22 protein-coding genes are annotated in these 26,888 nt (G+C 40.4%); 15 read left to right on the top strand and 7 right to left on the bottom strand.

Annotation, left to right across the window (positions count from 1 at the left end; all coding sequences use genetic code 11):
- The first annotated feature begins 159 nt into the window (after window positions 1-159).
- The 6 genes from glk (at window position 160) to ACZ5WS_RS12400 (ending at window position 7,319) form a co-directional block, all read left to right on the top strand.
- On the top strand, window positions 160-1,158 hold the full coding sequence (gene glk, locus ACZ5WS_RS12425) for a glucokinase (protein WP_138604847.1): 999 nt from the start codon (window positions 160-162) through the stop codon (window positions 1,156-1,158).
- Between the two features lie 29 nt (window positions 1,159-1,187).
- Window positions 1,188-2,201 carry a LacI family DNA-binding transcriptional regulator gene (locus ACZ5WS_RS12420; protein WP_010389842.1) on the top strand — a complete coding sequence of 338 codons (1,014 nt, stop codon included), beginning with the start codon at window positions 1,188-1,190 and terminating at the stop codon, window positions 2,199-2,201.
- A 339-nt stretch (window positions 2,202-2,540) separates the two neighbouring features.
- Complete coding sequence (gene edd, locus ACZ5WS_RS12415) at window positions 2,541-4,391, top strand: phosphogluconate dehydratase (protein WP_138604846.1); 1,851 nt, start codon at window positions 2,541-2,543, stop codon at window positions 4,389-4,391.
- 33 nt (window positions 4,392-4,424) lie between these two features.
- Window positions 4,425-5,057 (top strand): bifunctional 4-hydroxy-2-oxoglutarate aldolase/2-dehydro-3-deoxy-phosphogluconate aldolase, encoded by a 633-nt coding sequence (gene eda, locus ACZ5WS_RS12410; RefSeq protein ID WP_138569579.1) that lies wholly within the window; start codon window positions 4,425-4,427, stop codon window positions 5,055-5,057.
- Complete coding sequence (gap, locus tag ACZ5WS_RS12405) at window positions 5,054-6,058, top strand: type I glyceraldehyde-3-phosphate dehydrogenase (RefSeq protein WP_008110546.1); 1,005 nt, start codon at window positions 5,054-5,056, stop codon at window positions 6,056-6,058. The genes eda and gap overlap by 4 nt, the downstream gene beginning before the upstream one ends.
- 136 nt (window positions 6,059-6,194) lie before the next feature.
- Window positions 6,195-7,319, top strand: a complete 1,125-nt coding sequence (locus ACZ5WS_RS12400; RefSeq protein WP_138569581.1) for a sterol desaturase family protein — start codon at window positions 6,195-6,197, stop codon at window positions 7,317-7,319.
- Between the two features lie 220 nt (window positions 7,320-7,539).
- Here ACZ5WS_RS12400 and ACZ5WS_RS12395 read toward each other — a convergent pair whose 3' ends face one another.
- The 3 genes from ACZ5WS_RS12395 to ACZ5WS_RS12385 form a co-directional block, all read right to left on the bottom strand.
- The gene (locus ACZ5WS_RS12395) at window positions 7,540-8,253 is read right to left on the bottom strand and encodes a YebC/PmpR family DNA-binding transcriptional regulator (RefSeq protein ID WP_008110544.1); all 714 of its coding nucleotides are present in this window, start codon (window positions 8,251-8,253) and stop codon (window positions 7,540-7,542) included.
- Between the two features lie 166 nt (window positions 8,254-8,419).
- Window positions 8,420-10,498 (bottom strand): M13 family metallopeptidase, encoded by a 2,079-nt coding sequence (locus ACZ5WS_RS12390; RefSeq protein ID WP_464708785.1) that lies wholly within the window; start codon window positions 10,496-10,498, stop codon window positions 8,420-8,422.
- A 195-nt stretch (window positions 10,499-10,693) separates the two neighbouring features.
- Window positions 10,694-12,484 carry an ABCB family ABC transporter ATP-binding protein/permease gene (locus ACZ5WS_RS12385; RefSeq protein ID WP_464708783.1) on the bottom strand — a complete coding sequence of 597 codons (1,791 nt, stop codon included), beginning with the start codon at window positions 12,482-12,484 and terminating at the stop codon, window positions 10,694-10,696.
- Window positions 12,485-12,597: 113 nt separating this feature from the next.
- On the opposite strand from ACZ5WS_RS12385, the gene ACZ5WS_RS12380 reads away from it, so the two are divergent.
- From ACZ5WS_RS12380 to ACZ5WS_RS12360, 5 genes are all read left to right on the top strand, one after another.
- Window positions 12,598-13,059 (top strand): hypothetical protein, encoded by a 462-nt coding sequence (locus ACZ5WS_RS12380; RefSeq protein ID WP_464708780.1) that lies wholly within the window; start codon window positions 12,598-12,600, stop codon window positions 13,057-13,059.
- A gap of 108 nt (window positions 13,060-13,167) precedes the next feature.
- Window positions 13,168-15,006 (top strand): protein translocase subunit SecD, encoded by a 1,839-nt coding sequence (gene secD, locus ACZ5WS_RS12375; protein ID WP_464708778.1) that lies wholly within the window; start codon window positions 13,168-13,170, stop codon window positions 15,004-15,006.
- Window positions 14,999-15,928: a protein translocase subunit SecF gene (gene secF, locus ACZ5WS_RS12370; RefSeq protein WP_464708776.1), complete on the top strand. Its 930-nt coding sequence runs from the start codon at window positions 14,999-15,001 to the stop codon at window positions 15,926-15,928. Before secD ends, secF begins: the two co-directional genes overlap by 8 nt.
- Before the next feature lie 264 nt (window positions 15,929-16,192).
- A complete protein-coding gene (locus ACZ5WS_RS12365) occupies window positions 16,193-16,669 on the top strand; it encodes a transcription elongation factor GreAB (protein WP_464708774.1) in 477 nt (158 codons plus the stop codon).
- 104 nt (window positions 16,670-16,773) lie between these two features.
- Window positions 16,774-17,325 carry a dienelactone hydrolase family protein gene (locus ACZ5WS_RS12360; protein WP_464708772.1) on the top strand — a complete coding sequence of 184 codons (552 nt, stop codon included), beginning with the start codon at window positions 16,774-16,776 and terminating at the stop codon, window positions 17,323-17,325.
- Between the two features lie 52 nt (window positions 17,326-17,377).
- On the opposite strand, the gene ACZ5WS_RS12355 is transcribed toward ACZ5WS_RS12360, so the two are convergent.
- Window positions 17,378-17,713, bottom strand: a complete 336-nt coding sequence (locus ACZ5WS_RS12355; RefSeq protein WP_464708770.1) for a zinc ribbon domain-containing protein YjdM — start codon at window positions 17,711-17,713, stop codon at window positions 17,378-17,380.
- 309 nt (window positions 17,714-18,022) lie between these two features.
- Here ACZ5WS_RS12355 and ACZ5WS_RS12350 point away from each other — a divergent pair, with 309 nt between their 5' ends.
- From ACZ5WS_RS12350 to ACZ5WS_RS12340, 3 genes are read left to right on the top strand one after another with little or no spacing between them, the layout of a single operon-like run.
- The gene (locus ACZ5WS_RS12350) at window positions 18,023-19,417 is read left to right on the top strand and encodes a RimK family protein (RefSeq protein WP_464708768.1); all 1,395 of its coding nucleotides are present in this window, start codon (window positions 18,023-18,025) and stop codon (window positions 19,415-19,417) included.
- Entirely contained in the window at window positions 19,417-20,568 is a 1,152-nt protein-coding gene (locus ACZ5WS_RS12345) for a peptidase C39 family protein (protein ID WP_464708766.1), read from the top strand. The genes ACZ5WS_RS12350 and ACZ5WS_RS12345 overlap by 1 nt, the downstream gene beginning before the upstream one ends.
- A gap of 13 nt (window positions 20,569-20,581) precedes the next feature.
- Entirely contained in the window at window positions 20,582-21,094 is a 513-nt protein-coding gene (locus tag ACZ5WS_RS12340; RefSeq protein WP_198523105.1) for an MgtC/SapB family protein, read from the top strand.
- A 13-nt stretch (window positions 21,095-21,107) separates the two neighbouring features.
- On the opposite strand, the gene ACZ5WS_RS12335 is transcribed toward ACZ5WS_RS12340, so the two are convergent.
- A complete protein-coding gene (locus ACZ5WS_RS12335; protein WP_464708765.1) occupies window positions 21,108-22,337 on the bottom strand; it encodes a sensor domain-containing phosphodiesterase in 1,230 nt (409 codons plus the stop codon).
- Window positions 22,338-22,466: 129 nt separating this feature from the next.
- Window positions 22,467-23,477 carry a GlxA family transcriptional regulator gene (locus tag ACZ5WS_RS12330; RefSeq protein WP_464708764.1) on the bottom strand — a complete coding sequence of 337 codons (1,011 nt, stop codon included), beginning with the start codon at window positions 23,475-23,477 and terminating at the stop codon, window positions 22,467-22,469.
- Between the two features lie 128 nt (window positions 23,478-23,605).
- Between ACZ5WS_RS12330 and ACZ5WS_RS12325 the strand changes: the two genes are divergently transcribed.
- Window positions 23,606-25,513, top strand: coding sequence for a beta-ketoacyl synthase (locus ACZ5WS_RS12325; RefSeq protein WP_290169802.1), 1,908 nt, complete (start codon window positions 23,606-23,608; stop codon window positions 25,511-25,513).
- Window positions 25,514-25,565: 52 nt separating this feature from the next.
- Here ACZ5WS_RS12325 and ACZ5WS_RS12320 read toward each other — a convergent pair whose 3' ends face one another.
- The gene (locus tag ACZ5WS_RS12320) at window positions 25,566-26,750 is read right to left on the bottom strand and encodes an acetyltransferase domain-containing protein (RefSeq protein ID WP_464708763.1); all 1,185 of its coding nucleotides are present in this window, start codon (window positions 26,748-26,750) and stop codon (window positions 25,566-25,568) included.
- Window positions 26,751-26,888: the final 138 nt, after the last annotated feature.

Raw genomic sequence — 26,888 nt, 5'->3', positions numbered from 1 at the left:
TCATTTTGTTGTCAAAACGTATTAGCTACCTTTATTATTAAAGGTAGCCTTTTTTTACAGTGATAGCTGCTTTGAGGTGATAGCTCAAAGTAAATAAGTATCAATGGATACCCCATTAAAATAATAAGTACTCATTACTTAAACAAAAGAGATAACACTATGGGTTTACACTCTAGCACACACTTTGAGCCTATTCTGGTTGCCGATATAGGCGGTACAAACGCCCGTTTTGCATTGATAACTGGGTTCGACGAATCAAGTAATCAATTTACCATTGAACATAACCATACGTTTCCAAGTGCTAGTTATGGATCACTCGAGAGTGCCACTGAGTATTATTTATCAACAGTGTCTCATATAAATCCTAAGCGCGCATGTCTTGCCGTAGCAGGTCCAATTAACGCAGGCCAAGTTCACTTAACTAACTTAGGTTGGCACTTTAGCGTTAATGATATTAAACATCATTTTGACTTTGAACAATTAAGCATAATAAACGACTTTGCTGCTTTTGCTTACGCTGCTCCGTACTTAGACCTTTCTCAAAACGTAACGGTTAAACCTGGCCAAGCAGATGACACTGCTAATATTGGTGTAATGGGACCAGGTACAGGCTTTGGTGCTGCGTGTTTAGTGCGTACAGCACATTCGTGTGCGGTAATGAGCTCAGAAAGCGGCCATATTTCACTGTCGGCCGTAAACGAACTTGACGCTCAACTTATTCAAGAGCTTAAAAAAGACCACCCACATGTATCGGTAGAAACGGTGTTTTCTGGCCCAGGCATTGCTCATTTATATAAAGCTATGGCGGCGGTTAAAGGGGTGGCTGCAAAAAATTTAGATGCGGCGCAAATTAGCAGCTTAGCCAATAGCGGTGAATGTGAAGTGTGTGACGCAACGCTTAATCAGTTTTGCGATTGGATTGGCAGTGTTGCTGGCGATTTGGCGCTTGCTTATGGCGCTCTTGGTGGGCTTTACATTGGTGGTGGCATATTGCCAAGAATGCAGGCTCGTTTACTAGAAAGCCGTTTTATTGAGCGTTTTTTACAAAAGGGCATTATGTCGCAATATACAGGCCAAATTCCGGTCACTTTAGTAACACAAGACAACATTCCTTTAATTGGTGCTGCCGCGTGTTTGCATACGAGTCAACAGGTTTAATTACGTTGCATACATTTGGAAATAAATAGATGAAAAAAGTCACTATAAATAGCGTTGCCAGTTATGCCGGTGTATCTAAAAAAACAGTATCGCGCGTATTGAATAACGAACCAAATGTGAGTGCGGCCACACGTGAAAAAGTATTAGCGGTATTTAAAGAGCTTGATTACACACCTAATCCCATTGCTCGAGGACTTGCACAAAACCGTAGTTTTATTATTGGTTGCTTATATGACAATCCAAGTAAAAGTTATATTACCCGAGTGCAAACAGGCGCATTAGCTGCATGCCAAGAAAACAACTATAACTTGTTGATTCACCCTTGTGAGCTCAGAGGTGATGCACTCATTAACAACATAGAGCAGCTATTGCAGTCATCACGGCTTGATGGTTTAGTGCTTACGCCGCCATTTTGTGACTTTTCAGAGTTGGTTGATTTTTTAAAGTCTAAAAAAATTCCTTATGCTCGAGTGGCTTCTGCTATTTTAGAAGATGACTCTATTTCTGTTACCAGTAATGACGAGCAGGGCGCATTTGAAATTACCGAACATTTAATAAACTTAGGGCATACCTCTATCGCGTTTATTAAAGGTCACCCAGATCACAGTGCTACACAGCAACGTTTTAAAGGCTACAGGCGCGCACTAGCAAGCCATGGTATTGAATTTAACGAACGCTTAGTTGAAGAGGGTAACTTTAGTTACCATTCAGGGGTAGACAGTGCCCGTAGTATTTTAGATTTATCGCCACGTCCTACGGCTGTATTTGCATCGAATGATTACATGGCAGCCGCCGTACTTAAATTAGCTACACAGCGTAATTTACGTGTACCAGACGATATTTCTATTGCTGGCTTTGATAACGCTCCCATAGCGCGTCATATTTGGCCAGGCCTAACGACTATAGCGCAACCTGTAGAAGAAATGACAAAACAAGCTGTTACCCAGTTAATTACCCACATTATTGAGCCGCAAGAGTCACCTTACAAAGTGATTTTAGAAGCAAAATTAATCACGCGTGAGTCAACCGCAGCCGTAAAATAAAAACCGCTTTTTCACAGTAGCCCGAGTATGAGTGACGCTTACTCGGGCTTTTTTTATCTGCATTTTTGATCTTCATTATTTGCCGCTGGTATTTCACTAAAAATTCACGTTTATTTATTGTACATGTTAAAAAAAAGAACTATTTTTATTACTCAGGGTTGACACCGGTGTCAGTGTCATGCGTTAATACCCTGACACCGGTGTCAGGGTTGTTGTGAGAGGCTCCCTGGTAGCGTACCTTTGAACGGGTAAGTCAAAGATGCTCAGTACAGTTATTTTCGTGGAGTCTATAATTGTTACTGAGCCTTTATCCTCTAACGAATAGAGATGAGTAAAATTATGTTGCACCCTCGAATTCAAGAAGTCACAGAACGCGTTATTGAGCGCAGTAAACAAACCCGTCAAGCCTATTTAGATCGTATTTCGCACGCAAAAAAACAAACAAGAGTTCGTGCTGGTTTAGGCTGTGGCAATATTGCCCATGTTATGGCTGCGTGCAGTAGCGATGACAAAGCGCGTTTAAAAGCAGATGAGGTGCCAAACCTTGCAATTATTAATTCATACAACGACATGTTATCTGCGCATGTGCCTTACAAAGAATACCCAGATTTAATTAAAAGCATTGCCACTAAATTTGACGCAACCGCGCAAGTTGCTGGCGGTGTTCCTGCGATGTGTGATGGCGTTACCCAAGGGCGTGACGGCATGGAACTATCGCTTTTCTCTCGTGATGTTATTGCTATGTCAACTGCGGTTTCGTTATCGCATGACGTGTTTGATGGTGTGTTTTGTTTAGGTGTATGTGACAAAATTGTTCCAGGCTTATTAATTGGCGCTTTATCATTTGGCCATTTGCCTGTGTATTTTTTACCAGCAGGACCAATGCAGTCAGGTATCCCAAATAAAGACAAAGCACGTATTCGTCAAAAGTTTGCACAAGGCTTAGTGTCACGTGAAGAGCTATTAGAGGCAGAAAGCGCATCTTATCACAGTGCCGGTACGTGTACGTTTTATGGCACTGCAAATTCAAACCAAATGCTTATGGAAATTATGGGCTTACACCTACCAGGTAGCTCGTTTATAAATCCATACACAGAATTGCGTGATGGCTTAACGGGTAATGCCGTTGAGACCATGCTTAAGCAGCTTACAGAAAACAAAGATGGCCCGTGTTTAGCGGATGTGATCAGCGAAAAAACCATTATTAATGGCCTGGTTGGTTTGTTATCAACTGGTGGCTCAACCAACCATGCAATCCATATTGTGGCAATTGCAAAAGCGGCTGGTATTCAGGTTACTTGGAAAGACATGTCTGATTTATCAGCGGTTGTACCATTACTGACGCGTATTTACCCTAACGGCTCAGCTGATGTAAACCATTTCCAAGCAGCTGGCGGTATGGGCTTCTTAATGCGTGAATTAGCAGGTGCTGGTTACCTACATACAGATGTAACCACTATTTTAGGCGAAGGCCTTGCACCTTACATGTGTGAGCCACTGCTTGATAAAGACGACAACCTAATTATGAGCGATGCCAATGGCCCAAGTAAAGTTAAATGGGTTGCGTGTCCAGAAAACTCACATGATGAAGAAGTACTTCGCCCTGTAAATAATCCATTTAGTAAGCAAGGTGGTTTACAGCTATTAACGGGCAACTTAGGTAAAGCCGTTATTAAAGTCTCTGCTGTTGCAGAGTCGCATCAAGTGGTGTCGGCGCCAGCTAAAGTATTTAGCTCTCAAGGTGAGTTACAAGATGCTTATAGCCGTGGTGAACTTAACCAAGATTTCATTGCTGTTCTTAAAGAGCAAGGCCCTAAGGCTAAAGGCATGCCAGAGCTTCATAAGCTCACGCCGGTAATGGCAACATTACAAGATCAGGGTTATAAAGTGGCCATAGTTACCGACGGACGTATGTCGGGTGCATCAGGCAAAGTACCAGCGGCAATCCACTTAGCACCTGAAGCGGTAGAAGGTGGCATTATAGCTAAAATCCATGAAGGCGATATTGTTACTTTAGATGCGCCAAATGGTATTTTAAAAGTGCATGTAAGCGACGAAGAGCTTGCACAGCGTGAGCTACAAATTAGCCAAGCAAGCCAAACATTTGGTACAGGCCGTGAATTATTTACTGGATTTAGAAATATCGTAAGCAGTGCCGATTTAGGTGCAAGTGCTTTTGGACTTGAATAATAATTAGCCATATTGGGTAATGAGGAACAAGTAATGAGTATTGAAAAAATCTTAGCATCGGCACCCGTTGTGCCAGTGGTGGTAATCGAAAAATTAGAAGATGCTGCACCACTTGCAAGAGCGTTGTATAACGGTGGCTTAAAAGCACTTGAAATTACACTGCGTACACCAATTGCTGCACAAGCTGTAAAGCTAATGAAAGCTGAAGTACCAGAGGCATATGTGGGCACTGGCACGGTGGTTGATAAAGCAAGTTTTAACGCATCAGTAGAAGCGGGCGCTGACTTTATGGTGAGCCCTGGTGTAAGTGATGAACTGTTAGCATTGGCAAAAGAGTCAACTATCCCTTTTTTACCAGGTGCAGCTACCCCAAGCGAAGTGATGAACTTGGCAGCACATGGCTTTAAATTTTTAAAGTTTTTTCCTGCTGAAGCCGCAGGCGGAACTGCGATGATAAAGTCGATTGGCGGCCCATTACCTGATATTACTTTTTGTCCAACCGGTGGCATTAGTTTAGCTACTGCGCCTAATTACTTAGCACTTAACAATGTTATTTGTGTAGGTGGTACGTGGATGTTAGATAAACAACTTATTGAAAATAAAGACTGGCAAGCCATTGAAACGCTTGCTCGCCAAGCATGTGAAGTTAATAGGAGTCAAAAATGATTAATGTAGCAATTAATGGCTACGGCCGTATCGGTCGTAATGTATTGCGTGCACTGTACGAATCAGCGCAAAATAATGAAATTAAAATTGTGGCTATTAACGATTTAGCCCCAGCCAATGTAAATGCTCATCTGACTCAGTTTGACTCAGTACACGGTCGTTTTTCACAGCAAGTAACGCTAAAAGACAACACCATGCTAATTGGCGATGATGTGATCACGCTAACGCAAGAACGTGATCCTGCTAATTTACCGTGGAAAGCACTAAACGTTGATATCGTACTTGAATGTACGGGTTTATTTACTTCTCGCGAAGCAGCTAACAAGCACATTGAAGCAGGCGCTAAAAAAGTAGTGGTATCGGCTCCTGGTACTGATATGGATGCAACGGTAGTACATGGTGTAAATAGCGATGTAATTAATGCCGATAGCAACATTATTTCTAATGCTTCATGTACAACCAACTGTTTAGCGCCTGTTGCAAAAGCGATTAACGACACAGTAGGAATTGAACAAGGTAGTATGACCACCATTCATGCTTACACCAACGATCAAAATTTATCTGACGTATACCACCCAGATTTATACCGCGCGCGTAGTGCGACTCAATCTATGATCCCAACTAAAACGGGTGCTGCAAAAGCGGTTGGATTAGTTCTGCCTGAACTTGCCGGTAAACTAGATGGCATGGCGGTACGTGTACCAACCATTAATGTGTCGTTAGTTGATTTAACATTTATTGCTAAGCGTGACACAAGTATTGAAGAAATTAACCAAGTGGTTAAAGATGCTGCGTTTGGCTCTATGAAAGGTATTTTAGAGTACAACGAGCTGCCGCTTGTTTCTATCGACTTTAACCATAACCCAGCATCATCAATTTTTGATGCAACGCAAACGCGTGCTGATGGTAAATTAGTTAAAGTAATGGCGTGGTACGACAACGAATGGGGTTTCTCAAACCGCATGTTAGATCAAGTTAAAGCGCTGGGTGCTTATTTATAATTTTTCCGTGTAGTTAAATTTTACTTTATCCAGCCAAGCCACGCACTGCGTGGCTTTTTTTGTGTTTTAGTTAGCCCAAAGTTTGCTAGAATGTGCGCATTAGAATAGGGAACTGCATATTATATTAAGGAAAATAATGCTAAAACATGTCACTAAAAAAATATTTCGTACTAGTCACCTGCAAATTGGTGAGGGTAATATCAGTGGTTATATTGCTTGCTTTTTAGCGATATTAAGTTGCTTAGGAGTGCTTGCATTCCACTTTCCGGAATATTTAACGACTCCAGAACTACGCAAAAGCTATAGCGTCGACTTTTTACGTCAGCTCATGTTTGTTGCTCTTATTATTTCCGGTAGCTTAGGGTTACTTAATTTTGTACGAAATACGAATAAGCGCTTAGGGGCAACTGCGTGGTTTTTTATTGTACTGGCCATTAGCTTTGGTGGCCCGAATGTTGAAGTAAATGACTTTGCAGATAACACTCCTTATATTGGCTTAGATTGGTTTATATTAGACTTACTAGGCTCTACCTTAATTTTTATCTTAATTGAAAAACTACTTCCGCATCGAAAAGAGCAAAAAATACTTCGTAGTGAATGGCGCGGGGATTTAAACCACTTCTTTGTGAATCACTTAATAGTTGGCTTTGTATTACTGGTTACTAATCATTTTGTTCATTATGGTTTTGGTTGGGCGGTTTCGAGCACACTGCAAGCTTACATAGCGCAAATGCCGTTTATACTACAGCTATTTTTAATTATTTTGGTGGCTGATTTAATGCAGTATTGGACACATCGTGCTTATCACGAAGTGCCATTTATGTGGCGATTTCATGGTGTGCATCACAGTGCCAAAGAAATGGATTGGCTAGCGGGCTCCCGTCAGCATATTTTAGAAATACTGATCACCCGTAGTTTAGTGTTAACCCCTATATTTGTGCTGGGGTTTTCACAGCAAATAATCAGCTTATATGTAATTATTGTTGGTTTTCAAGCCGTATTTAATCATGCAAACGTGAATGTAAAATTTGGGTGGTTAAAATATTTTATGGTTACTCCGCAGTTTCACCATTGGCACCACGCATCCGATAAAGCTGCCATTGATCGAAATTATGCAGCCCATTTCTCGTTTTTAGATTATTTATTTGGTACTGCGGTAAAAGGCCAAGCAGAGTGGCCTAAAGAATATGGTGTTGTCGGGGACTACATGCCTGTAGGTATGTTAAAGCAACAAATTTACCCGTTTAAAAAACAAAAATAGTCTGTAGTTTTAGATTGTGGCCACAAGATTCATGGCCGCATACAACTATAAAAGCCAACAGACCCTAGTTGTGAGGGGTTATCAATTAACTAATCCATTCTACAAATAACAAAAAGGCCAACTAAGTTGGCCTTTAAACATAACCTATCGCAAGTAAACTCAACGCAGTTGTCGCTGAAGATAGATTTACTATCCAGAGCTCAGATTATTTGCTTAACGATTAAAATTGAGCGTTGTGGTAAACGTTTTGTACGTCGTCACAATCTTCAAGCATGGCTAAAAAGCGCTCCATAACTTCAACGTCTTCGCCTTCAATAGGGGCTTCAACTTGAGGTACAAAGGCAATTAAGTCTTCGTCAAATTCTGTCACACCCATTTCTTCAAGCGCTGTGCGGGTATTGTTGTATTCAGTGTGCGGTGCAAATACGGTTACTTTGCCGTCTTCTACTTCAACGTCGGTAACATCAACATCTGCCATCATCAGCGCTTCAAGTACGGTTTCATCGTCGTCACCGTCAAATACAAAAATAGCAAGGTGATCAAATAAGTGTGATACCGAATTTTGTGCGCCAATTTTAGCGTTTGCTTTGGTAAAACATACACGTACATCAGCAAAAGTACGTTTGTTGTTGTCGGTTAAACAATCAACAATAATCATGCAATTACCTGGGCCGTAACCTTCATAACGCGTGGCTGCATAGTCTTCACCGCCGCCGCCTTTAGCTTTATCAATGGCGCGTTCAATTACGTGGGCCGGTACTTGGTCTTTTTTAGCACGTTCAATTAAACGACGTAGTGCTAGGTTTCCGTCTGGATCAACACCGCCATTTTTAGCACAAATATAAATTTCTTTACCGTATTTTGAATAAACTTTAGTTTTAGCACCCGCAGTTTTAGCCATTGAATCTTTTTTGTTTTGGTAAGCTCTTCCCATCTGCGTTTCGCCTTAATATGTATAAATAATTGATAAAAATTTGCAAGCCCATATTCTAAAGGTAAATGCCGGGCAGGGCTAGTAAGTATTGTTAGTAGCCAAAAATAAAACAACCCGCATAAGCGGGCTGTTTATTTGTTACAAACGATGAACGGTTGTCAGGGTATTACCAAATACGAACGCGTTCTTCTTCTGGTAGGTACAACTCATCACCTGGTTTTACATCAAATGCTTTATACCAAGCGTCGTGGTTACGAGGTGCTTGTGCTCTAAAGCGACCTGGTGCGTGAGTACCACCACGTAATTGGTTTAACATGCTTTGCTCAGTACGTTTTTCTTTCCATACTTGTGCCCATGCTAAGAAGAAACGTTGATCGCCGGTTACACCATCAATTACCGGTGCTTCTTTACCATTTAGGCTTAATTTGTAAGCATGATAAGCCATGGCTAAACCACCCACATCACCAATATTTTCACCTAAGCTGTTGCGGCCATTTACAAAGTTACCTGGAATTGGTTCGTATTTGCTGTACTGAGCTGCCAGTTTGTCAGCTTTGGCATCAAAAGCAGCACGATCTTCATCAGTCCACCAATTACGTTGTATGCCGTTAGCGTCAGATTTTGAGCCTTGATCATCAAAACCATGACCCATTTCGTGGCCAATCACAGCGCCAATGCCACCGTAGTTTACTGCTGGATCTGCATTTGGATCGAAAAACGGTGGTTGTAATATAGCGGCAGGGAATACAATTTCGTTAAATGAACTATTGTAGTAAGCATTTACACGTTGTGGTGTCATGCCCCAACGATTACGATCGGTCTTTTTCAGCTCTTTTTCTACGCTGTCGGCTTGGAAAAACTCACGCATATTTTTTACATTAGCCATTAAGTCATTGTTGCTAATGCTTAAGTCTTCATACGATTGCCATTCATCTGGGTAACCAATTTTTGGCACAAATGCCGCTAATTTTGCACGCGCGTTCACTTTTGTTTCTGCACCCATCCAATCTAAGTTATCAATACGCTCACCAAGTGCTGTGCGTAAGTTTTCAACAAGCTCAGACATTTGTTGCTTAGATGACTCAGGGAAATAACGATCTACGTAAATTTTACCAATTGCAAAGCCTAATGAGCTGGTGCCTGACATTTGGCTGATAGCGCGTTTCCAGCGCGGACGTGGCTCTTGTTGACCATTTAACTCTTTTCCATAAAAAGCAAAGTTGGTGTTAAATATCTCTTCAGACAACAGCTCAGCGTTACCATTAATTGCATGATACGTTAGGTAGTCTTTCCATACGCTTAAATCTTCGTTATTGATTAAGTCAATCATGGCTTTAACAGGTTCAGGTTGCGATACGTTTAATTGTGGTACTTTATAACCTGTTTGCGCAAAGTATAAATCCCAGTTAAATCCCGGGTATTGTGTACTTAACTCATCGCGTTTTACTTGGTTTAGGGTTAAATCACGATTACGGCGTTTTTCACGAGGCCAATGACCTTCTGCAATTTTGGTTTCAAGCGCTAAAATCGCTTGTGCACGCTCTGTGGTATTATCAACCCCTGCAAATTTAAGCATATCGGCAATATGTGCCACATACGCTTCACGAGTTTTTACAAAACGTTCTGCATCTTCAAGGTAGTATGAGCGATCGGGTAAGCCTAAGCCACCTGCACCTAATGACATTTCGTATTTATTGGGATCTAAACGGTTAAACCACATACCGCCGCCAAGTGGTGCACTTACACCCGTAAGCCAAGATTGGCCAAATACTTTTGCCAAATCATCAGTTGAGGCAACCGAATTGATGTCGTTAAGCAACGGCTTAATTGGCGTTATACCAAGTTTATTAAGCGTCTCGGTATCCATGTACGAATTATAAAAGTCAGCGACCAGTTGCTCTTCGGCGTTTAAGTTTTCACGTGCTGCAATGTCTTCAATAATTTCTTTAACGCGATCTTCACTGCGCTCAGCTAGCGCAGAGAATGCACCGTAGCGGGTTTTATCTGCTGGCATTTCGTAGTTGTCGTACCATGAACCACTGGCGTACATGAAGAAATCGTCGCCTGGCTTTACAGCTTCGTTACGCGCAGTTAAATCAACTCCAAACGTGCCTAATTCGGCTTGCTCTGTTGCTTGTGGTTTTTCTGCAACTGCTGCTACTTGCTCAGTTTTTGTTGTTTGTGGCTCAGAACAGCCGGTAATAAATGTAGCGGCGAGTGCCGCTGCAATTAAACTTTTTTTCATTACTTTCCCCTATGAATTCACGTTATTTAATTCGTTATATTTTTGTTATAAAAATAGCTACTTGATTGTATTGATAACTTCACTGCAAACAAACCTTTTGAGGTGAATAACCGTACCGGTCGATAAGATAAATGAAATACTAGCAAAATAGCAAAAAAGCACTCAGATACTTCAATCGTACCCGAGAGGCTTAGTTTATTGCGCCTTTGACTGTTTTTGTTGCAAGGTCCACATATGAGCATATTCACCATTTTGCATGAGTAATTCATCATGTTTACCTTGCTCTACTACTTCCCCCGCCTTAAGCACGATAATAGTATCGGCATCGGTAATTGTTGATAAGCGATGCGCAATAACAATACTTGTGTGGTTAGAGGCAACCTCTTGCATAGCGTTTAATATGGCTTGTTCAGATTGTGAGTCGAGCGCGGAAGTGGCTTCGTCAAAAATTAAAATTGGCGATTGTTTTAAAATAGCGCGAGCAATAGCAATACGTTGTTTTTCGCCACCAGAGACTTTTAGTCCGCGTTCACCTACTAAGGTTTTATCGCCTTTATCTAGGCTATTAATAAAGTCTGTTAGATGCGCCATGTTTATAGCTTTGTTTACTTCATCTTCACTGGCGCTGGGTCTGCCGTAGTGAATATTTTCGCGTATACTGGTATTAAATAACACAGTATCTTGCGGCACTATGGCAATAGCTTTACGCAAACTTGCCAAGGTGACCGTGTTTATGGCTTGATTATCAATTTTTATAGCGCCCGATGAAAGTTCATAAAAACGGTATAACAAGCGGGCTAACGAGCTTTTACCTGCGCCACTAGCACCTACAACCGCTACCTTAGCACCAGGATTTACATGAAAACTGACGTTCTTAAGAATAGGACGCTTGCTATCGTAGCTAAAGCTGACGTTTTCAAAGCTAATTGCCCCATTTTTGAGTGCTAATGGTTGCGCGGTTTCGCTATCTGCTACTTTGGGGGAGGTATTTAATAACCCAAGCATGTTTTCAAGGTCGGTAAGGGCACGGCGTATTTCACGGTACACAAATCCCAAAAAGTTAAGCGGTAAAAATAATTGGATCATATACGCATTGATCATTACCAGCTCACCAATCGTTAACTCGCCAGTAACCACTTCATTGGCTCCAAGCCACATTAATGCGGTTATGGCACATGCAATGATCAGTGCTTGCCCTGAATTAAGCGCCAGTAACGAGAGTCTGTTTTTTAATCGTGCTTGTTCCCAGGTTGCTAAAAATGTGTCGTAAGTTTGGGCTTCATGCTGTTCATTATTAAAGTATTTTACGGTTTCGTAATTTAATAGACTGTCGATGGCACGGGTGTTACTTTGATTATCAGCAGCGTTTGACTCACGAATAAAGCGGTTTCGCCATTGGGTAACCGTCACGGTAAAAAAAATATAAATAGCCACAGCCAATAGGGTGATCAGCGCAAACCAAATAGAAAACAAGCTGCCAAAAATAATCGCCACAGTTATTATTTCAAACAACGTGGGCACAATATTAAACATTAAAAAGCGCATTAAAAAGCTTAAGCCACTGGTGCCGCGTTCTATGTCTCGACTTATACCGCCAGTTTGCCTGTCTAAATGAAAGGCTAAATCTAACGAGTGCAAATGTTTAAACACTTTAAGGCCAATATCTCGCATGGCATGCTCGGTGACTCGCGAAAATACCGCATCGCGTACTTCACCCAAAAATACGCTAGCAAAGCGCAATGCGCCGTACATAACGAGTAATAAAGTAGGAACAAGAAGTAGTGGGTTAATTGATTTATCAACCGAATCAATTATTTCTTTTAAAGCCCATGGCATGAGTAATGTCGCGCCTTTAGCACCGACTAGCGCTAATATAGCAATGAGCACACGGCCTTTAAATTTAGTGATATAAGGCCAAAGAGTTTGAATGCTTTGTTTTAAATTCATGGCGTCGGGGCGTTTTACTGAACTTTGTCTGGAGCGCATCGAGGATCTCAGTATTTGTTTTTATATAAATGAATTAGCTTAAGAACGGCTATTGTATTTTAATTAGCTGCCCTTATATACTAGCTATCCTTTATTTTAGTTTTAAATGACCAATGTTTAAATTTCGCGTTTTTTTAGCTACTTGCTTGTTTTTTGCTGCACTCTTTAGTGTGCAAAGCCATGCTATGGGCGTAAAGCACGAATTAAACAGTAACCAAAGCGGTTATAGCGATGTTATTAATGTTGACCATTTAACTAACATTTCCGTACCTACAAAATCGCTTGGCGATTTACAGCATAAAAACTCAAAGCATTCTGATTTTGCTGCGCATCAGCCTAGGCTAACAGCTAATAACTCATTTTTATTTTTACATAGTGCGCAGGGCGATCCTGAATACGATGTAGTGCATGAGTTTTTTGCCCTAAATGGCTGTAGGCATATTTTTTTGCGACCGCAAGCAGTCACTATAAATCAGCCTTGGTATACTTGGGTATTTAAAAGTAAAAAGTCGCGCTTGAGCGGCTGGAAAGACGCTAACCTGTTATACATCGCTGTAACTACCTACCACGCTTAAAGTTCCTTATTTAATGTTAATTGGTTTTAACGCATCGCGTTTTGACCTGCAGATTAATTGTGCCTAATAGGTACGTTACTGGGCTATGCCTAGTAATAAGGAATAACTATGTTAAGTCTAAAAAAAGAGAAAAAGCCATTTAAGGCTAAGTTTAAATTGAGCTATGTAGCCATGCTGATTGTATTAGTGTTACTAGCAATAAGCGCCTTACCTAATTTATACCCGAATAAGTCGTGGTTGCATATTAGTGCAGCTTCTGATGTTAAAACGCAAGTAATGCCAAGTACTGAGAACCTAGTTAGCTTTTTAAATAGCCAAGGCTTTGAAGTGAGTGAAAGTTTAAAAGACCCAGCACATATTAATGTACTTTTAAATACGCCTACACAAAGTGCGCAGGCTCAAGCGGCTTTAAAATCAAACTTTCCAAATACACAGGTTAAAATTGTTGAACATGCAACCAGCCCTGTTTGGTTACAAGAGTTTGGTTTATCGCCCATAAAACTGGGTCTTGATTTAAACGGCGGGGTATTGTTTGTACTTGATGTTGATTTAAATAAAGCCATTGATGAGCAATTGCTCAGTGCATATCAACAGACAAAAGCCATTATTGTTAAACAAAAAGCCTATGGCGTTAAAGCGCAGCAGACTAATCAGGGCTTTGAAATAAGTGCGCTTGAGAATGCTGACGATAAGCTAACAGTTGTTATAAAAGAGCTTAAAAGCCGTTTTGAAAACCTCACTACAACCACATCAACTAATGGCAACTTACAGGTCGTTAAAGTGAGTTATTCTGAGCAAGGGCGCAGCGCATTTGATAAAGAAGTGATGAGTCAAACACTTACGACACTTCGCTCACGCATTGAAGAGCTCGGCATAACTGAGGCCGTTACACAGCGCCAAGGTAAGCAGCGCATTCGTATTGAGCTACCTGGCGTGCAAGATCCGGCTGAAGCAAAACGCATAATTGGTGCAACCGCGTCATTAGGGTTTTATCAACTTAAAGAGAGAGGCGGGCAAACGTTTAATTTGCAATCGGGAGGGACCATTAAGCTCGACCCTGTACCTATATTTACCGGTGAGCATATTAATAACGCTAATATAGGGCGTGATGATTGGGGTAAACCTTTGGTACAACTGAGCTTAGATGGCCAAGGTGGCGATGCTATGTCGGCTTTTTCAAAGGCAAATATAGGCAAACCTATGGCAACGCTCTATTCAGAGTATTCACAAAATGCTAAAGGCGAAGTGGTTAAAAAAAGCGAAGTTATTAATGTGGCTAATATTGCCCAGCATTTAAGCTCGCGTTTTAGTATAACCAATATGCAAAGCCAACAAGCGGCTGCCGATTTAGCGCTATTACTACGCGCAGGATCACTCACTGCGCCCGTAACTATAGTGCATGAGCAAACTATTGGTCCAAGCCTTGGCCAAGACAATATTAATAATGGATTAGCGGCGTTAATGTTAGGTATGGGTTTAACGCTTGCGTTTATGGCACTGTGGTACCGCCGTTTAGGGCTTATTGCAAATGTTGCGTTAATTTTAAACTTAACCTCTTTAGTGGGGCTAATGTCGTTATTACCTGGGGTGGTTTTAACTCTTCCAGGAATAGCAGGCTTAGTATTAACTATAGGAATGGCGGTTGATACTAACGTGATTATATTTGAGCGCATAAAAGAAGAGCGTCGCAAAGGTCGCCCCCCGTATCAAGCAATCCAAGAGGGCTATAAACAGGCTGCTAATACTATATTTGATGCCAATATTACCACCATGATCACCGCGATTATTTTATATGGCATAGGTTATGGCCCGGTAAAAGGCTTTGCGATAACGCTGGCGCTTGGTCTTATCACATCGGTGTTTACTGGAGTGTATGTATCTAAGTATTTAAGCCAAAGCTTATATTTAAAGCTGGGTAAAAAAGCAGGAGTAAACGCGCATGCTTAACACTTTTTTAAAATGTGAGACAGGGTCACGTATGCGTTATACAGGCATGCTTGTTAGTGCCATATTTGTGTTGTTATCGGTATTCACCATTGCACAAAAAGGACTTAATTTTGGCCTTGATTTTACGGGTGGTTATTTAACAGAATTTACCACCAGCCAAGGTGTTGAACTAAAACCGCTTGAGCAATTTATTGCTAAAAACCATCAAGGTGAATTTGAACTAACAGCGCAGGGCAATAATCATTTTCAATTAACGCAAGCGCCAAGTGAGGAAGCTAATAATGATGCTTGGAAAACCGCGATTAGCCAAAACCCAACTATAAATGCTGAGGTTTTATCATCGGCTTATATTGGCTCTCAAGTGGGTGATGAATTATTTGAGCAAGGCTGCTTAGCCTTATTTGCTGCTATGGTAGCGGTAATGATTTATTTAGCTGTTCGGTTTGAGTGGCGTTTGGCATTAGGCTCTGTGGTGGCTTTATTACATGATTTAGTGCTGGTGGTTGGCTTATTTTCGTGGTTACAAATAGAGTTTAATCTAACCGTTTTAGCCAGTTTATTGGCAATAATTGGCTACTCCCTAAATGACTCAATAATAGTGGGTGATAGGGTACGTGAGCTATTACGCATACCAACAAACATCACACTCAAACCAAGCAGTATTATCAACAGTGCTATTAAAAGCACCTTAACTCGTACGCTTATTACCTCAGGAACTACGCTAGCTACGGTGGCAAGTGTTTGGCTGTTAGCTGGCACGCCGCTGCAGGGGTTTGCCATTGCTTTGTTTGCAGGGATCGTCGTAGGCACGCTGTCGTCTATTTGTATTGCTGCTACATTACCTGAGCTACTTGGGTTAAGTGCTAAAAACTACGATAAGCAAGTGGATCAGCAAACGCAGGCATTAATGGATATGCCATAGCCTTAAATTAGCATTGTTGTTACACAGCAAAGGGATAGTGTTCGATGTGGCAACAATGCTAATACCAACCTGCATAAATATTTGAACAATTTAACGAATTAAATTCCCCTATAACGTTGTTAACATTTTTTCATTTAGAACAACTAGATGTCAAAAATTTTGCCTAGTTATAGAGCAATTTTCTTATCGTTAAAATAGGTCCCATATCCAAGCAGATTGGTATAAAATAACAAATTATTTTATCGAATTGAGTGAATTCTCCAAATGATTAAAGCCCATGTTACTGAGCACCTGCGGTTTGCCTTAGATGAGCAACTAAACACTGCTAAAATTGCAGCTCAAACAGCTCACGATACCGCTACCCACGAAGAAAGTATTGCAGAGACCCAATACGATACCCTTGGGCTTGAAGCTGCCTATTTAGCACAAGGCCATGCAGAGCGAGTTAATGAGTGCTATAAAGAAATACAACTATTTGAAGCCATATACAACGAACCCGTTACAGACACTATCGCTATAAGCTCATTGGTATGTTTAGAAGACGATGCCAGCACACAAAAATGGTTTTATTTAGGCCCAGCAGCTGGTGGATTAACCGTTGATATTAAAGGCACAACTATTCAAGTACTTACCTCTGGTGCCCCTTTAGGGCAACAGTTATTAGGTAAACAAGTCGATGATGAAGTTAGTTTAACTATCGGTGATGTAAAACATAGTTATGACGTGGTTAAAGTACTTTAAATGTAGTTTGTATTTGTCTCTTACTCAGAGGCGTAGCATCTCGTAGGCCTCTTTGTTAAATTATTGCCTAAAACTTATAGAATAAAATTAAAGATGAGCCGTTTATGAACTTAGTATTGGTCAGTGATATTTTTGGTAATACAGCGGCTTTAAAAGCATTAGCTGAAAAACTAAACGCTCAGTCTATTGTCGATCCCTATGGCGGGGTTGATATGGCATTTAACAGTGAACAGCAGGCCTATGAGTATTTTAGTCAGCATATAGGCCTTGATAAGTATGTAGCTATTTTACAAAAAGCGATTAAACCACTCGCTGACAACACTATATTGATAGGTTTTAGTGTTGGCGCATCGGCAATTTGGTCAATGTCTGCACACCCGGCGATTAAAACGATAGCTAAAGGCATTTGTTTTTACAGCTCGCAAATTAGGCACCATACAGATATACAACCACAATTTGAGATTGAACTCATATTTCCCTATTATGAGCCGCACTTTGATGTTAAATCACTACACATTGAACTGGCAACAAAGGCTAATGTTAGCGCAAAGCGTGTTGAATACTTACATGGTTTTATGAACCCACACTCGAGTAACTTTAATCAGAATGCTTACGATCAAACATTAGCTGCGCTATCTAAAGAACTAAAAAATTAGCAGTTAAGCGTTATTACTTTGTGTTAATTTTTACAAGTGAGTTTTTGTAATTTCAGGCTTTTTTCACAAACTTAGCCGTTACCATCATTTCGCCAATGCCATCTACTTTACAATCTAGCTGGTGATCTTTTTTATCAAGCACACGTCTAACTACCGCTTTCGTACCAATTTTTATAATCTGAGAACTGCCTTTAATTTTTAAATCTTTCGCAACGGTTACTTTGTCACCATCGACTAGTAAAGTGCCGTTTACATCTTTTACCAAAATAGCGTCTTCATCGCTTGTATTATTTGGGTTCCATTCATAAGCACATTCTGGGCATATAAGCAGCTGTTGGTCTTCGTAAATGTATTCACATTGGCATTTAGGGCAAGCGGGAAGAGACATAATGATCACTTTTAGTGGTAAATTTTGGCTATTTTAAAACACAAATTAACAATAAAAAAGTTCATCAAAAATTTTTATCTTCACGCTAAAAATATCTCGTTTGTGTGTATGTAAAAAAGGGCTTATAAATCACATGTCGCTTAAGCAATTTAAGCGCTAACGTTTATAGTAGATATTCGTTAAAGCACCTATCGTATTAAGTGATTTGCTATTTGCTGCACTTAGTGCGATAGGTGTTTCTATTTGCTGTTTAACTACCTGAGCTAACTAGCCAGGGATTTTTATATTTTGACTTAACTAGGAAAAGTCGTGTTTAAAACCTTAATAGTGGTTGATAACAACGAGCAAGCACTTGCTCTTTCATTTGAAAATGTCATTACGTTTAACACCTACTTACGTGACTACCCAAAACGCAACGAACCTAAAACCCGCATTATTAATTTATGCGACTCAAGCCAATACTTGAGTAAGGGTTATTATTGTTCATTGCTTGCAGAAGCCCGCAAACACCAAGTATTACCAAGCGTTAAAACAATAAACGCGCTTAGAAGCGGCCAAGCACCTACTTTAAATACTGGGCAAATTGATGGCGCAGTTTATTTTGGTAATGCTCTAAATAAATTGCAAAGTAAAGCGGCTAAATCGGTATTTAAACAATACCCAGCGCCTATTTTATTTGTCGATCAGCAAGGTTTATTGCAACAAGGCTCTTTAACCTCATTAAGTGAGCAGCAATATACTGCGTTTATTGAAAGGCTCAATGAGTTTACCCAAACGCAATGGCGTATTGGTAAAGTAGAGCGCCGTTTTCGTTGGGATATGGCGATATTGGTTGATCATAACGAAAAAGTACCGCCAAGTGATAGAGATGCAATAGCCCGTTTTATAAAAGCAGCAGCGAAACATGGTATTAACGCAAAAGCACTCAGCTTTGATGAAATAGACAATATTGCCCAGTTTGATGCGTTATTTATTCGCCAAACTACAGCAATTGACCATCCAACCTACCGCCTTGCAAGTAAAGCGCAAAGTCTCGGCTTAGTGGTCATTGACGATGCTGAATCTATTTTACGTTGTTGTAATAAAGTGTATTTACACGATGCGTTTAATTACCAAAAGGTGCCAAGTTTAAAAACGGTGGTAGTGGCTGATCAATCAGTGCAAATGCTTGAGCAATTAGAAGAGGCTTTTACCTATCCGCTGGTTTTAAAAATGCCTGAAGGGTCGTTCTCAAAAGGGGTGTTTAAAGTTGCAAACCGCGGTGAGCTTGAAGCTAAATTAACCGAGCTGTTTGAATATAGCGCATTGGTACTTGCACAAGAATACATGTACACCGAATACGATTGGCGAGTAGGTGTATTAAATGGCCGCGCCATTTATGCATGTCGTTATTTAATGGCGCGTAATCATTGGCAAATATACAACCATGATGCAAAACGTTTTTTTTCCGGTGGCTTTGAAACGTTACCAACCTTTGAGTTACCAAAAGTAGTATTGGATGCAGCTTTAAAGGCCTGTAAAACAGTCGGTAAAGGGTTATACGGTGTAGATGTTAAAGAGCACCAAGGTCGTGCGTATGTATTGGAAGTAAATGACAATCCAAGTATTGATCACAAAGTAGAAGACGGCTATTTAGGTGACGAGCTATACATGATCATTATGGATGAGTTTAAACAGCGTTTAGAAGCACGAGGCCGCGGCTAATGCCTATTGCTCTGGTTGAAAAAGTAATAGTGGCAGAGGCGACCAAGCTAGTTATTCGCCCTGCAATAACCGCTGACTTAAAAGCATTGGTGGCGCTTGAAAATACTTGCTTTAGTAACGATAAGCTAAGTGCGCGTAGTTTAAAGCGCTGGCTTGGGGCTAAACATGGGATTTTATTAGTTGCTGAGCAAAATGCGCAATTATGTGGCTATGGCTTAGTGTGGTGCCATAAAGGCACGCGTTTAGCACGTTTGTACTCGCTGGCCGTATTACCAACGATGCAAGGTAAAGGCATAGCTAAAAAATTACTCAATGAGCTTGAAAAAGCGACCAGTGATCGTGGACGTATTTATTTGCGCCTAGAGGTTGCAGTAAATAACGACAGCGCAATTGGGCTTTATAAAAGTGTGGGGTATCGCGTATTTGGTCAATACAGTGATTATTATGACGATCACAGTGATGCCTTACGGATGCAAAAAAATATTCGCCAAACCAGTGAATTGCAGGTTGATCGTTTAACGCCATGGTATCAACAAACTACCGAGTTTACCTGTGGACCTGCTGCGTTATTAATGGCAATGGCTGCTCTTGACTCAAACACAGAGCTGAGTCAGTCACATGAATTAGCTTTGTGGCGTGAAGGCACCACTATTTTTATGACCTCTGGACATGGTGGGTGTCACCCGTTTGGCTTGGCACTGGCTGCAAATAAACGCGGTTTTACAAGTGAGGTAATTGTTAATACATCTGAACCATTATTTTTAGATGGGGTTCGCAGTGATAACAAAAAATCAGTATTGGCCACGGTTCATCAACAGTTTGTTGAGGGTATTGCAGCGGCAAATATTTCAGTTACACAAAAAGATGTTGAATTAACTGACATAGAAAACTGGTTGAGTCAGGGGTTTAGTGTGTTGCTGTTAATTAGTACGTATCGGTTTGATGGTAAAAAATCACCGCACTGGGTGTGTGTCACCCATTTAGATGCACATTGTGTTTACGTACATGACCCATTTTGCGAGCCTGACAATAACAATCAGCTAGCAATTGATTGTCAGTATGTACCAATTGCACGCAGCGACTTTAGCAAAATGTCGGCATTTGGTAGCCAAAGGCTCAGAACGGCAGTTGCTATTGGAAAAGTAAAATAGATTAGGATATTAAGTGACATTTTTAGATTTTATCGATGTAGCGCCATACTCATGGGCAGCTATTGGCACCGCCGCTTTTTGTGGCGCTATTATTGGTATAGAGCGTCAATTGCGCGGTAAACCTGTGGGTATTCGCACATCAGCATTAATAACGTTAGGCACATATTTGTTTTTATCTACGGCGTTTAATTTACAAGGGGATGTGATTGATCATTCTCGTGTAGTGGGGCAAATAATCACGGGTATTGGGTTTTTAGGCGCAGGCGTTATGCTGGCAAAGGATGGTGCCGTGGTAGGGGTTACCTCCGCGGCTACTATTTGGGTGCTTGCGTCTATTGGGGTGATGATCGCAACCGAAAACTTAGGTGCAGCAATTAAGCTTTCTGTATTGGTGGTTGGTATTTTATATGGTGTTGATGTACTCGAAGCTAAGTTTAAAAGCCTCAGCAAAGGTGTACATGCTAAAGTAAAAAGTTATCACAAACGTTATTATCGAAAAGACAGTATAGATAGCGAACGCCACTAAATAGTGGCGTTTTTCATGCGGACAATGTTGCGTTTATTGCGCTAAGTGCATCGTTAATTGGTGCGGGCCGGCCAATAAAATAGCCTTGTACACTGTCTACATTGAGCTTTCTTAACGAGTTGAACTCCTGTTCGGTTTCAATTCCTTCGGCAACAATAGTGCAGTCGATTGCTTTTGCAAACCCACACAGCGCTTTTGCCAGCAAAAATTTACGTTTGTCAGTGTTTATATTTTGTGTGAGGCTAATATCTAATTTAATAATATCGGCTTCAAGCTCTAGTATGTGCTGAAATGATGAAAAGCCTGCGCCTACATCATCAATAGCTAAGCGAAGCCCTCTTTTTCTGAGTGGGGTAAGTGCTGTCCGCATTTTTTCGTAGTCGGAAATTGGTGAATGCTCAGTAATTTCTAATACTAGCCTAGTGCAGTCAATGTTTTGTAATGTATTTTCAAGTGCACCGCTTAGGATATGCGATGGTGAGCAATTAATAGCAATGTAATTTGAATTATTAAATTTGGCTATGTTGGTGACTGCATTTTTAATGGCTAGCATTTCTAAAGCTTCATTTAAGCCAACCTTTTTTGCTTCTTTAAACCATACATCAGGAGTTTTATAAGGTGTAGTAAAAAATCGAGCAAGTGATTCAAAACCCGCAACTTTATTATTTTTTAAACTGAAAATAGGTTGATAGTAAATATTTATATCATTATCGGTAATAATTTGCTGAATAACTGATTTAGTGTGATTGCGCGATACACGTTTGGATAAATTTATTTCAATTAAGCCTGTCGCTATTTCCGAAATAAGATTTAAAAACGATAAATCGCGATCGTTCAAGCTCTCATCATGGTGTGATTTATAACAACAAAAAGTACCGTATAATTTACCGTTTGACAGGTTGATAGGTACACCTATATAAGAGCCTATACCTAACTTTTTGGTCACTGGCATAGCCTTGGTTATTGGGTTTGCGTTGGTATTAGTAATAATAGGGCTAAGCTTGTCATCGGTGATTTTTTGACAATACGTTTCATCAATCGGATCGGCAGTACCCACTTTAACAATTTGGTTTTCAGAGGGATTATCGACCACTTTAAAAACCCGCTCATCGTTAATAAATTCAGATATAAAAGCAACATCCATATCTAAATGTTTACGAACTAACGCAAGTAAGTTAGCTAGCTTAGCTTCAATGGATACGTTATTGTGTTGATCGACAAGCAGCTTGCTAGATTTATCCATCGGCTATTTCTCTATTTGAATTCAAATTAGCTTAGTGAGTAATACTATAATTTATATATATAAAAAGATCTAATCAAGGCTATATCCATCTTTGCTAACCATCAAACGTGAGCATGGTATAGTCAAAACTTAACCAAATAATTTTCGCCTGACTACTTTACGGTATTCGCTGGGTGTTTGGCGTAATACTTTTTTAAATACTCGGGTTAAATGCCCTTGGTCATTGTAGCCAACCTCCAATGCAACCTCTTGAATTGATAAGTTAGTTGAGGCCAATAAGTCTTTAGCACCTTCTACTCGTAGCTGTTGCCAATACTCGATTGGACTTTGGTTAGTGGCACTTCTAAAGCGACGGGTAAAGGTGCGATAACTTAGATTAAATTGAGCCGCAACCTCCTGTAAGTTGAGCTCACTAGCTAAATTTGTTTTTAACCAAAATTGCATTTGTGCAATCAGCTCATCTGGGTGCCTATCTACCGCACCCTCTAAGTAACGTTGATCTTCATAGGGTTTACGAATTTCATGGGAAAAATTGCGCTCTACATGTTGCGCTGCTTCTTTACCATAATATTGACTAATAATATGCACGATAACATCAGCAAGTGCATTTAAACTGGCTACGGTATACATACGCTCTGACTGGGTAATAAAAAAATCCGGTTTTAAATTTACATTCGGGTAGTCATGCTTAAACTGCTTAGCATAATGCCAATGGGTAGTAGCGGGGTGCCCGTCAAGTAAACTAGCCTCTGCAACAAAGCAATTACCTGTGCCTACTCCAATTATATGACTTCCTACGGTAAAGCTCTCGATCAGCCAAGTGACTAATTGTTGATTAGCGCGTATCACAGGGCGAGGGTTACGCCAAATGCCTGGCACTATCACTAAATCGCAATAAGGAGAGTTTTCACTTGTACAATCTGGAATAATTGACAGTCCAGTTCGCGTCTTAATGGCATCACTATTTTTAGCCACTAAATGAATAGCCAGAGGTTTAAAGCTGTTTTTATCACTATGGCCTTTAGCAAAAGCCTCACCCGCACGTAGCATTTCAATCGGTAGTGTCAGACTGGTTACCAGCAAGTGTTCAAACACTGCAATACCAATATTTATGGGGGGAGTTAATGGGTTGTTGCTCATTGTGAATGCTCCGACCAGTTGTTTTTGGCCTTTTGTGCCGCTTATTTGGCTATTAAAGCACAAAGATATCTCTATAATCCAATTAAACTAATGTCATATTCTTATAACACGCATTTTAAAGGTAAATTATGACTGCATTACCCGTTATTGTAGGCATGGGAGGCATTAATGCCGCTGGCCGTACTTCTTTTCATCAAGGTTATCGTCGTATCGTGTTAGATAGCTTAGCGGCGCAAGCTCGCCAAGAAACGTTTTTAGGCCTTGCCACATTAATGAACTTGGTGACTACAGTAAACGGCCAACTTGAAGACAGCCAAGGTAATCATGTTGAGCAAAGCGACATTGAAGCACGCTTTGGTGAGCAAATTATTGCTGGTACATTAATTCGAAAAATTGAAAAAGAACATTTTGATGTTGATGCTACACCTTGGCAGCAAAAAATGACGTTAACGGCTTCAGATGATAGTGCAATTGTGTTTGAAACACGTCGTCGTGACTTACCATCGCCTTTACCAAGCAATTGGCAAATAGATGACCTTGATAACAAAAAAGTAAAAGTCACGATTGCTGCTGAGCTTGACGTAAAACATGACTCAACCCGTGATAATCCGATTAAGTCGGCTGGGCAATTTCCAACCGGGTTTGATCCTGCCATTATGTATAACAGCCGCTACCAGCCGCGAGGTTTACAAGCGACCATATTTGCTGCCACCGATGCAATAAAATCAACAGGACTTGATTGGCAACATATTATGAATAGCGTAGAACCTGACAAAATTGGCACCTACTCAGCCTCGGTTATTGGTCAAATGGATGATAAAGGCTTAGGTGGTTTAGTTAAAGCACGCCAGCAGGGCGATCGTGTTAGTACTAAGCAATTAGCGCTGGGTTTAAATACAATGACGACCGATTTTATCAACGCTTATGTTACCGGCAATGTAGGGACAACTTTTTCAACTTCAGGCGCATGTGCCACATTTTTATATAACTTGCGCGCTGCCGTTAACGATATTCAAGCTGGGCGGACCCGTGTTGCAGTGGTTGCCAGTGTTGAATGTGCGATTACTCCAGAAGTGGTTGAAGGTTTTGGTAATATGAGTGCGCTGGCTAATATTGAAGGTTTGCGCCGTTTAGATAATTTAGCCAATGATGACGAGCCTGATTATCGTAAAAGTAGTCGTCCATTTGGTGAGAACTGCGGTTTTACCTTAGGTGAGGGGGCTCAGGTTGCTATATTAATGGATGATGCATTGGCTCTGGAACTCGGTGCAGATATTATGGGCAGTGTGCCGGATGTATTTGTGAATGCCGATGGAGTTAAAAAGTCAATTACCTCACCTGGGCCTGGCAACTACATCACCATGGCGAAATCAGCAGCACTTGCTACTAGCTTGTTAGGTAAAGAGGCACTGCAACAACGTAGCTTTATTTTAGCGCACGGCTCAAGTACGCCACAAAATCGTGTTACTGAATCTTTAATTTATCATAAAGTAGCGCAAACATTTGCTATTGATAACTGGAAAGTGACTGCGCCTAAAGCCTATGTAGGCCATACTATTGCGCCTGCTAGTGGCGATCAGCTTGCCATTGCGTTAGGTGTATTTAGTCATAATATTATGCCAGGTATTACCACCATTGATAAAGTAGCCGACGATGTTTACAGCGAACATTTAGATATTCGTAATAGCCACTATGAGTGTGGTGATATGGATATTGCGTTTATTAACTCAAAAGGCTTTGGTGGAAATAATGCAACAGCGACTGTGCTGAGCGCAAAAGTAACCATGCAGATGCTTGCTAAACGCCATGGTGATGCACTGATGAACAGCTATGTTGAAAAACATAGCCAAGTAAAAGATGCACAGCATACTTACCAAACGCAAGCCGATTTAGGTCAATACTCGCTAATTTACCGTTTTGGTGATGGTTTAATTGATGAAAATGAGATTGTTTTAGATGAGCACAGCATTACACTGCCAGGCTTTGAAAAAGCAATTACATTTAGTACAACAAATTCCTATCAAGATATGTTCTAAGCACACATACTTGTTAGCAAGGCGCTTTTATAGCGCCTTTTTTAATGTTTGTTCAAATATACTTAGCAATTAAACTGTGTTTATTTTTTTGCTTCCATGCTAAATAATAATTGGCAAGAACGGCCGTTAAGCCAATTACGACTGCAATAAATAGCAGTGTTGCAACATAGCTCATACCGTATCCAATTGGTAAACCCACCAGTGTTTCGCCATAAGTCATATCAGAAAAACTAAAGCCTAAAACAGGGAGAAGTAACCAACTTATTGCATGCAGTAAATACAAGTGGGCTAAGTACGAGAACATACTGGTTTTACCCAATACTTGTAAAAACTTTGGCGAAAAATCACTTTTTAGCTTACTCAATAGTTTAAGCATAATTAGGCCTATACCAACGGTTAACAACATAAACTGCAGGGAAAGTGGGTATTTGGTCGGGTTTAAAAATGACATTATAGTGAGTAAATAAGAGTCACTAATCGTAAATATTGACGCGTCACCATAAAGATTAAAGCCACGCAAAAGCGTATATAAAACTAGGCAGCTTACACCCAAAATTAAGCCATAATCCATAACTCGGTTACTGTATTGCTTGGCTTTGTAATAAACACCTGCACAATAGGCTAACGCCATTAACCCAACAATAGGAGCTACGGGGTAGGTGGTTCTAATTTTAAAGTTAAAAGGAAGTTCGAGTACATTTTTCTGATGTAAAACAGACCATATCGTATTTGCGATTGTATTTGGCTCAAAGTTGACGGCATCAAATAAGTTGTGGCCAAATACTAGAATTAAGCCCATGGCAAAAATTGCATACAGACCGATTAAGCGTAAAAGCCCTAGAATAATAAATCCCCAACCTATCGCCCAAATAACCTGAGCGTATAACATTGGAAACAGTGGATTAAAGCTCCAAGACCATGACACAATAGTAAATTCAAATAATATAAGCACTAGTCCACGTATAATTAAACTTTTTGAAAAAGCTTGCGTGGAAGTGTATTTATGCTCGGTTATCGCAGCTGAAAGGCCCGCTAAAAATACAAATAATGGCGCACAAAAGTGCGATATAAAACGAGTGAAAAAAGTAAGCGCATCTGTTCCTGGTATGGTCATGGGATCGGTCACTGAATAATTTAGACAATAATACATGCCGTGATCAATCACCATAAATATAATGATAAGACCTCGGAGTAAGTCTATATGGTGTAAACGATTTTGAGATAAAGGGAATGACATAAATATGCTTTGGTATGGATGAAAAAACGAGTTTAATTATATGTTATATTATATCACTTTGCGAGAGTGATAATAAAATACTTTAGTATAAATTATGTTGTAAACAATTTTCACTTACTAACAGATTTTTACAGTTTT

Source organism: Pseudoalteromonas sp. 11L1 (genome assembly GCF_055397545.1).
This window is presented reverse-complemented; position numbering and strand designations above follow the sequence as displayed.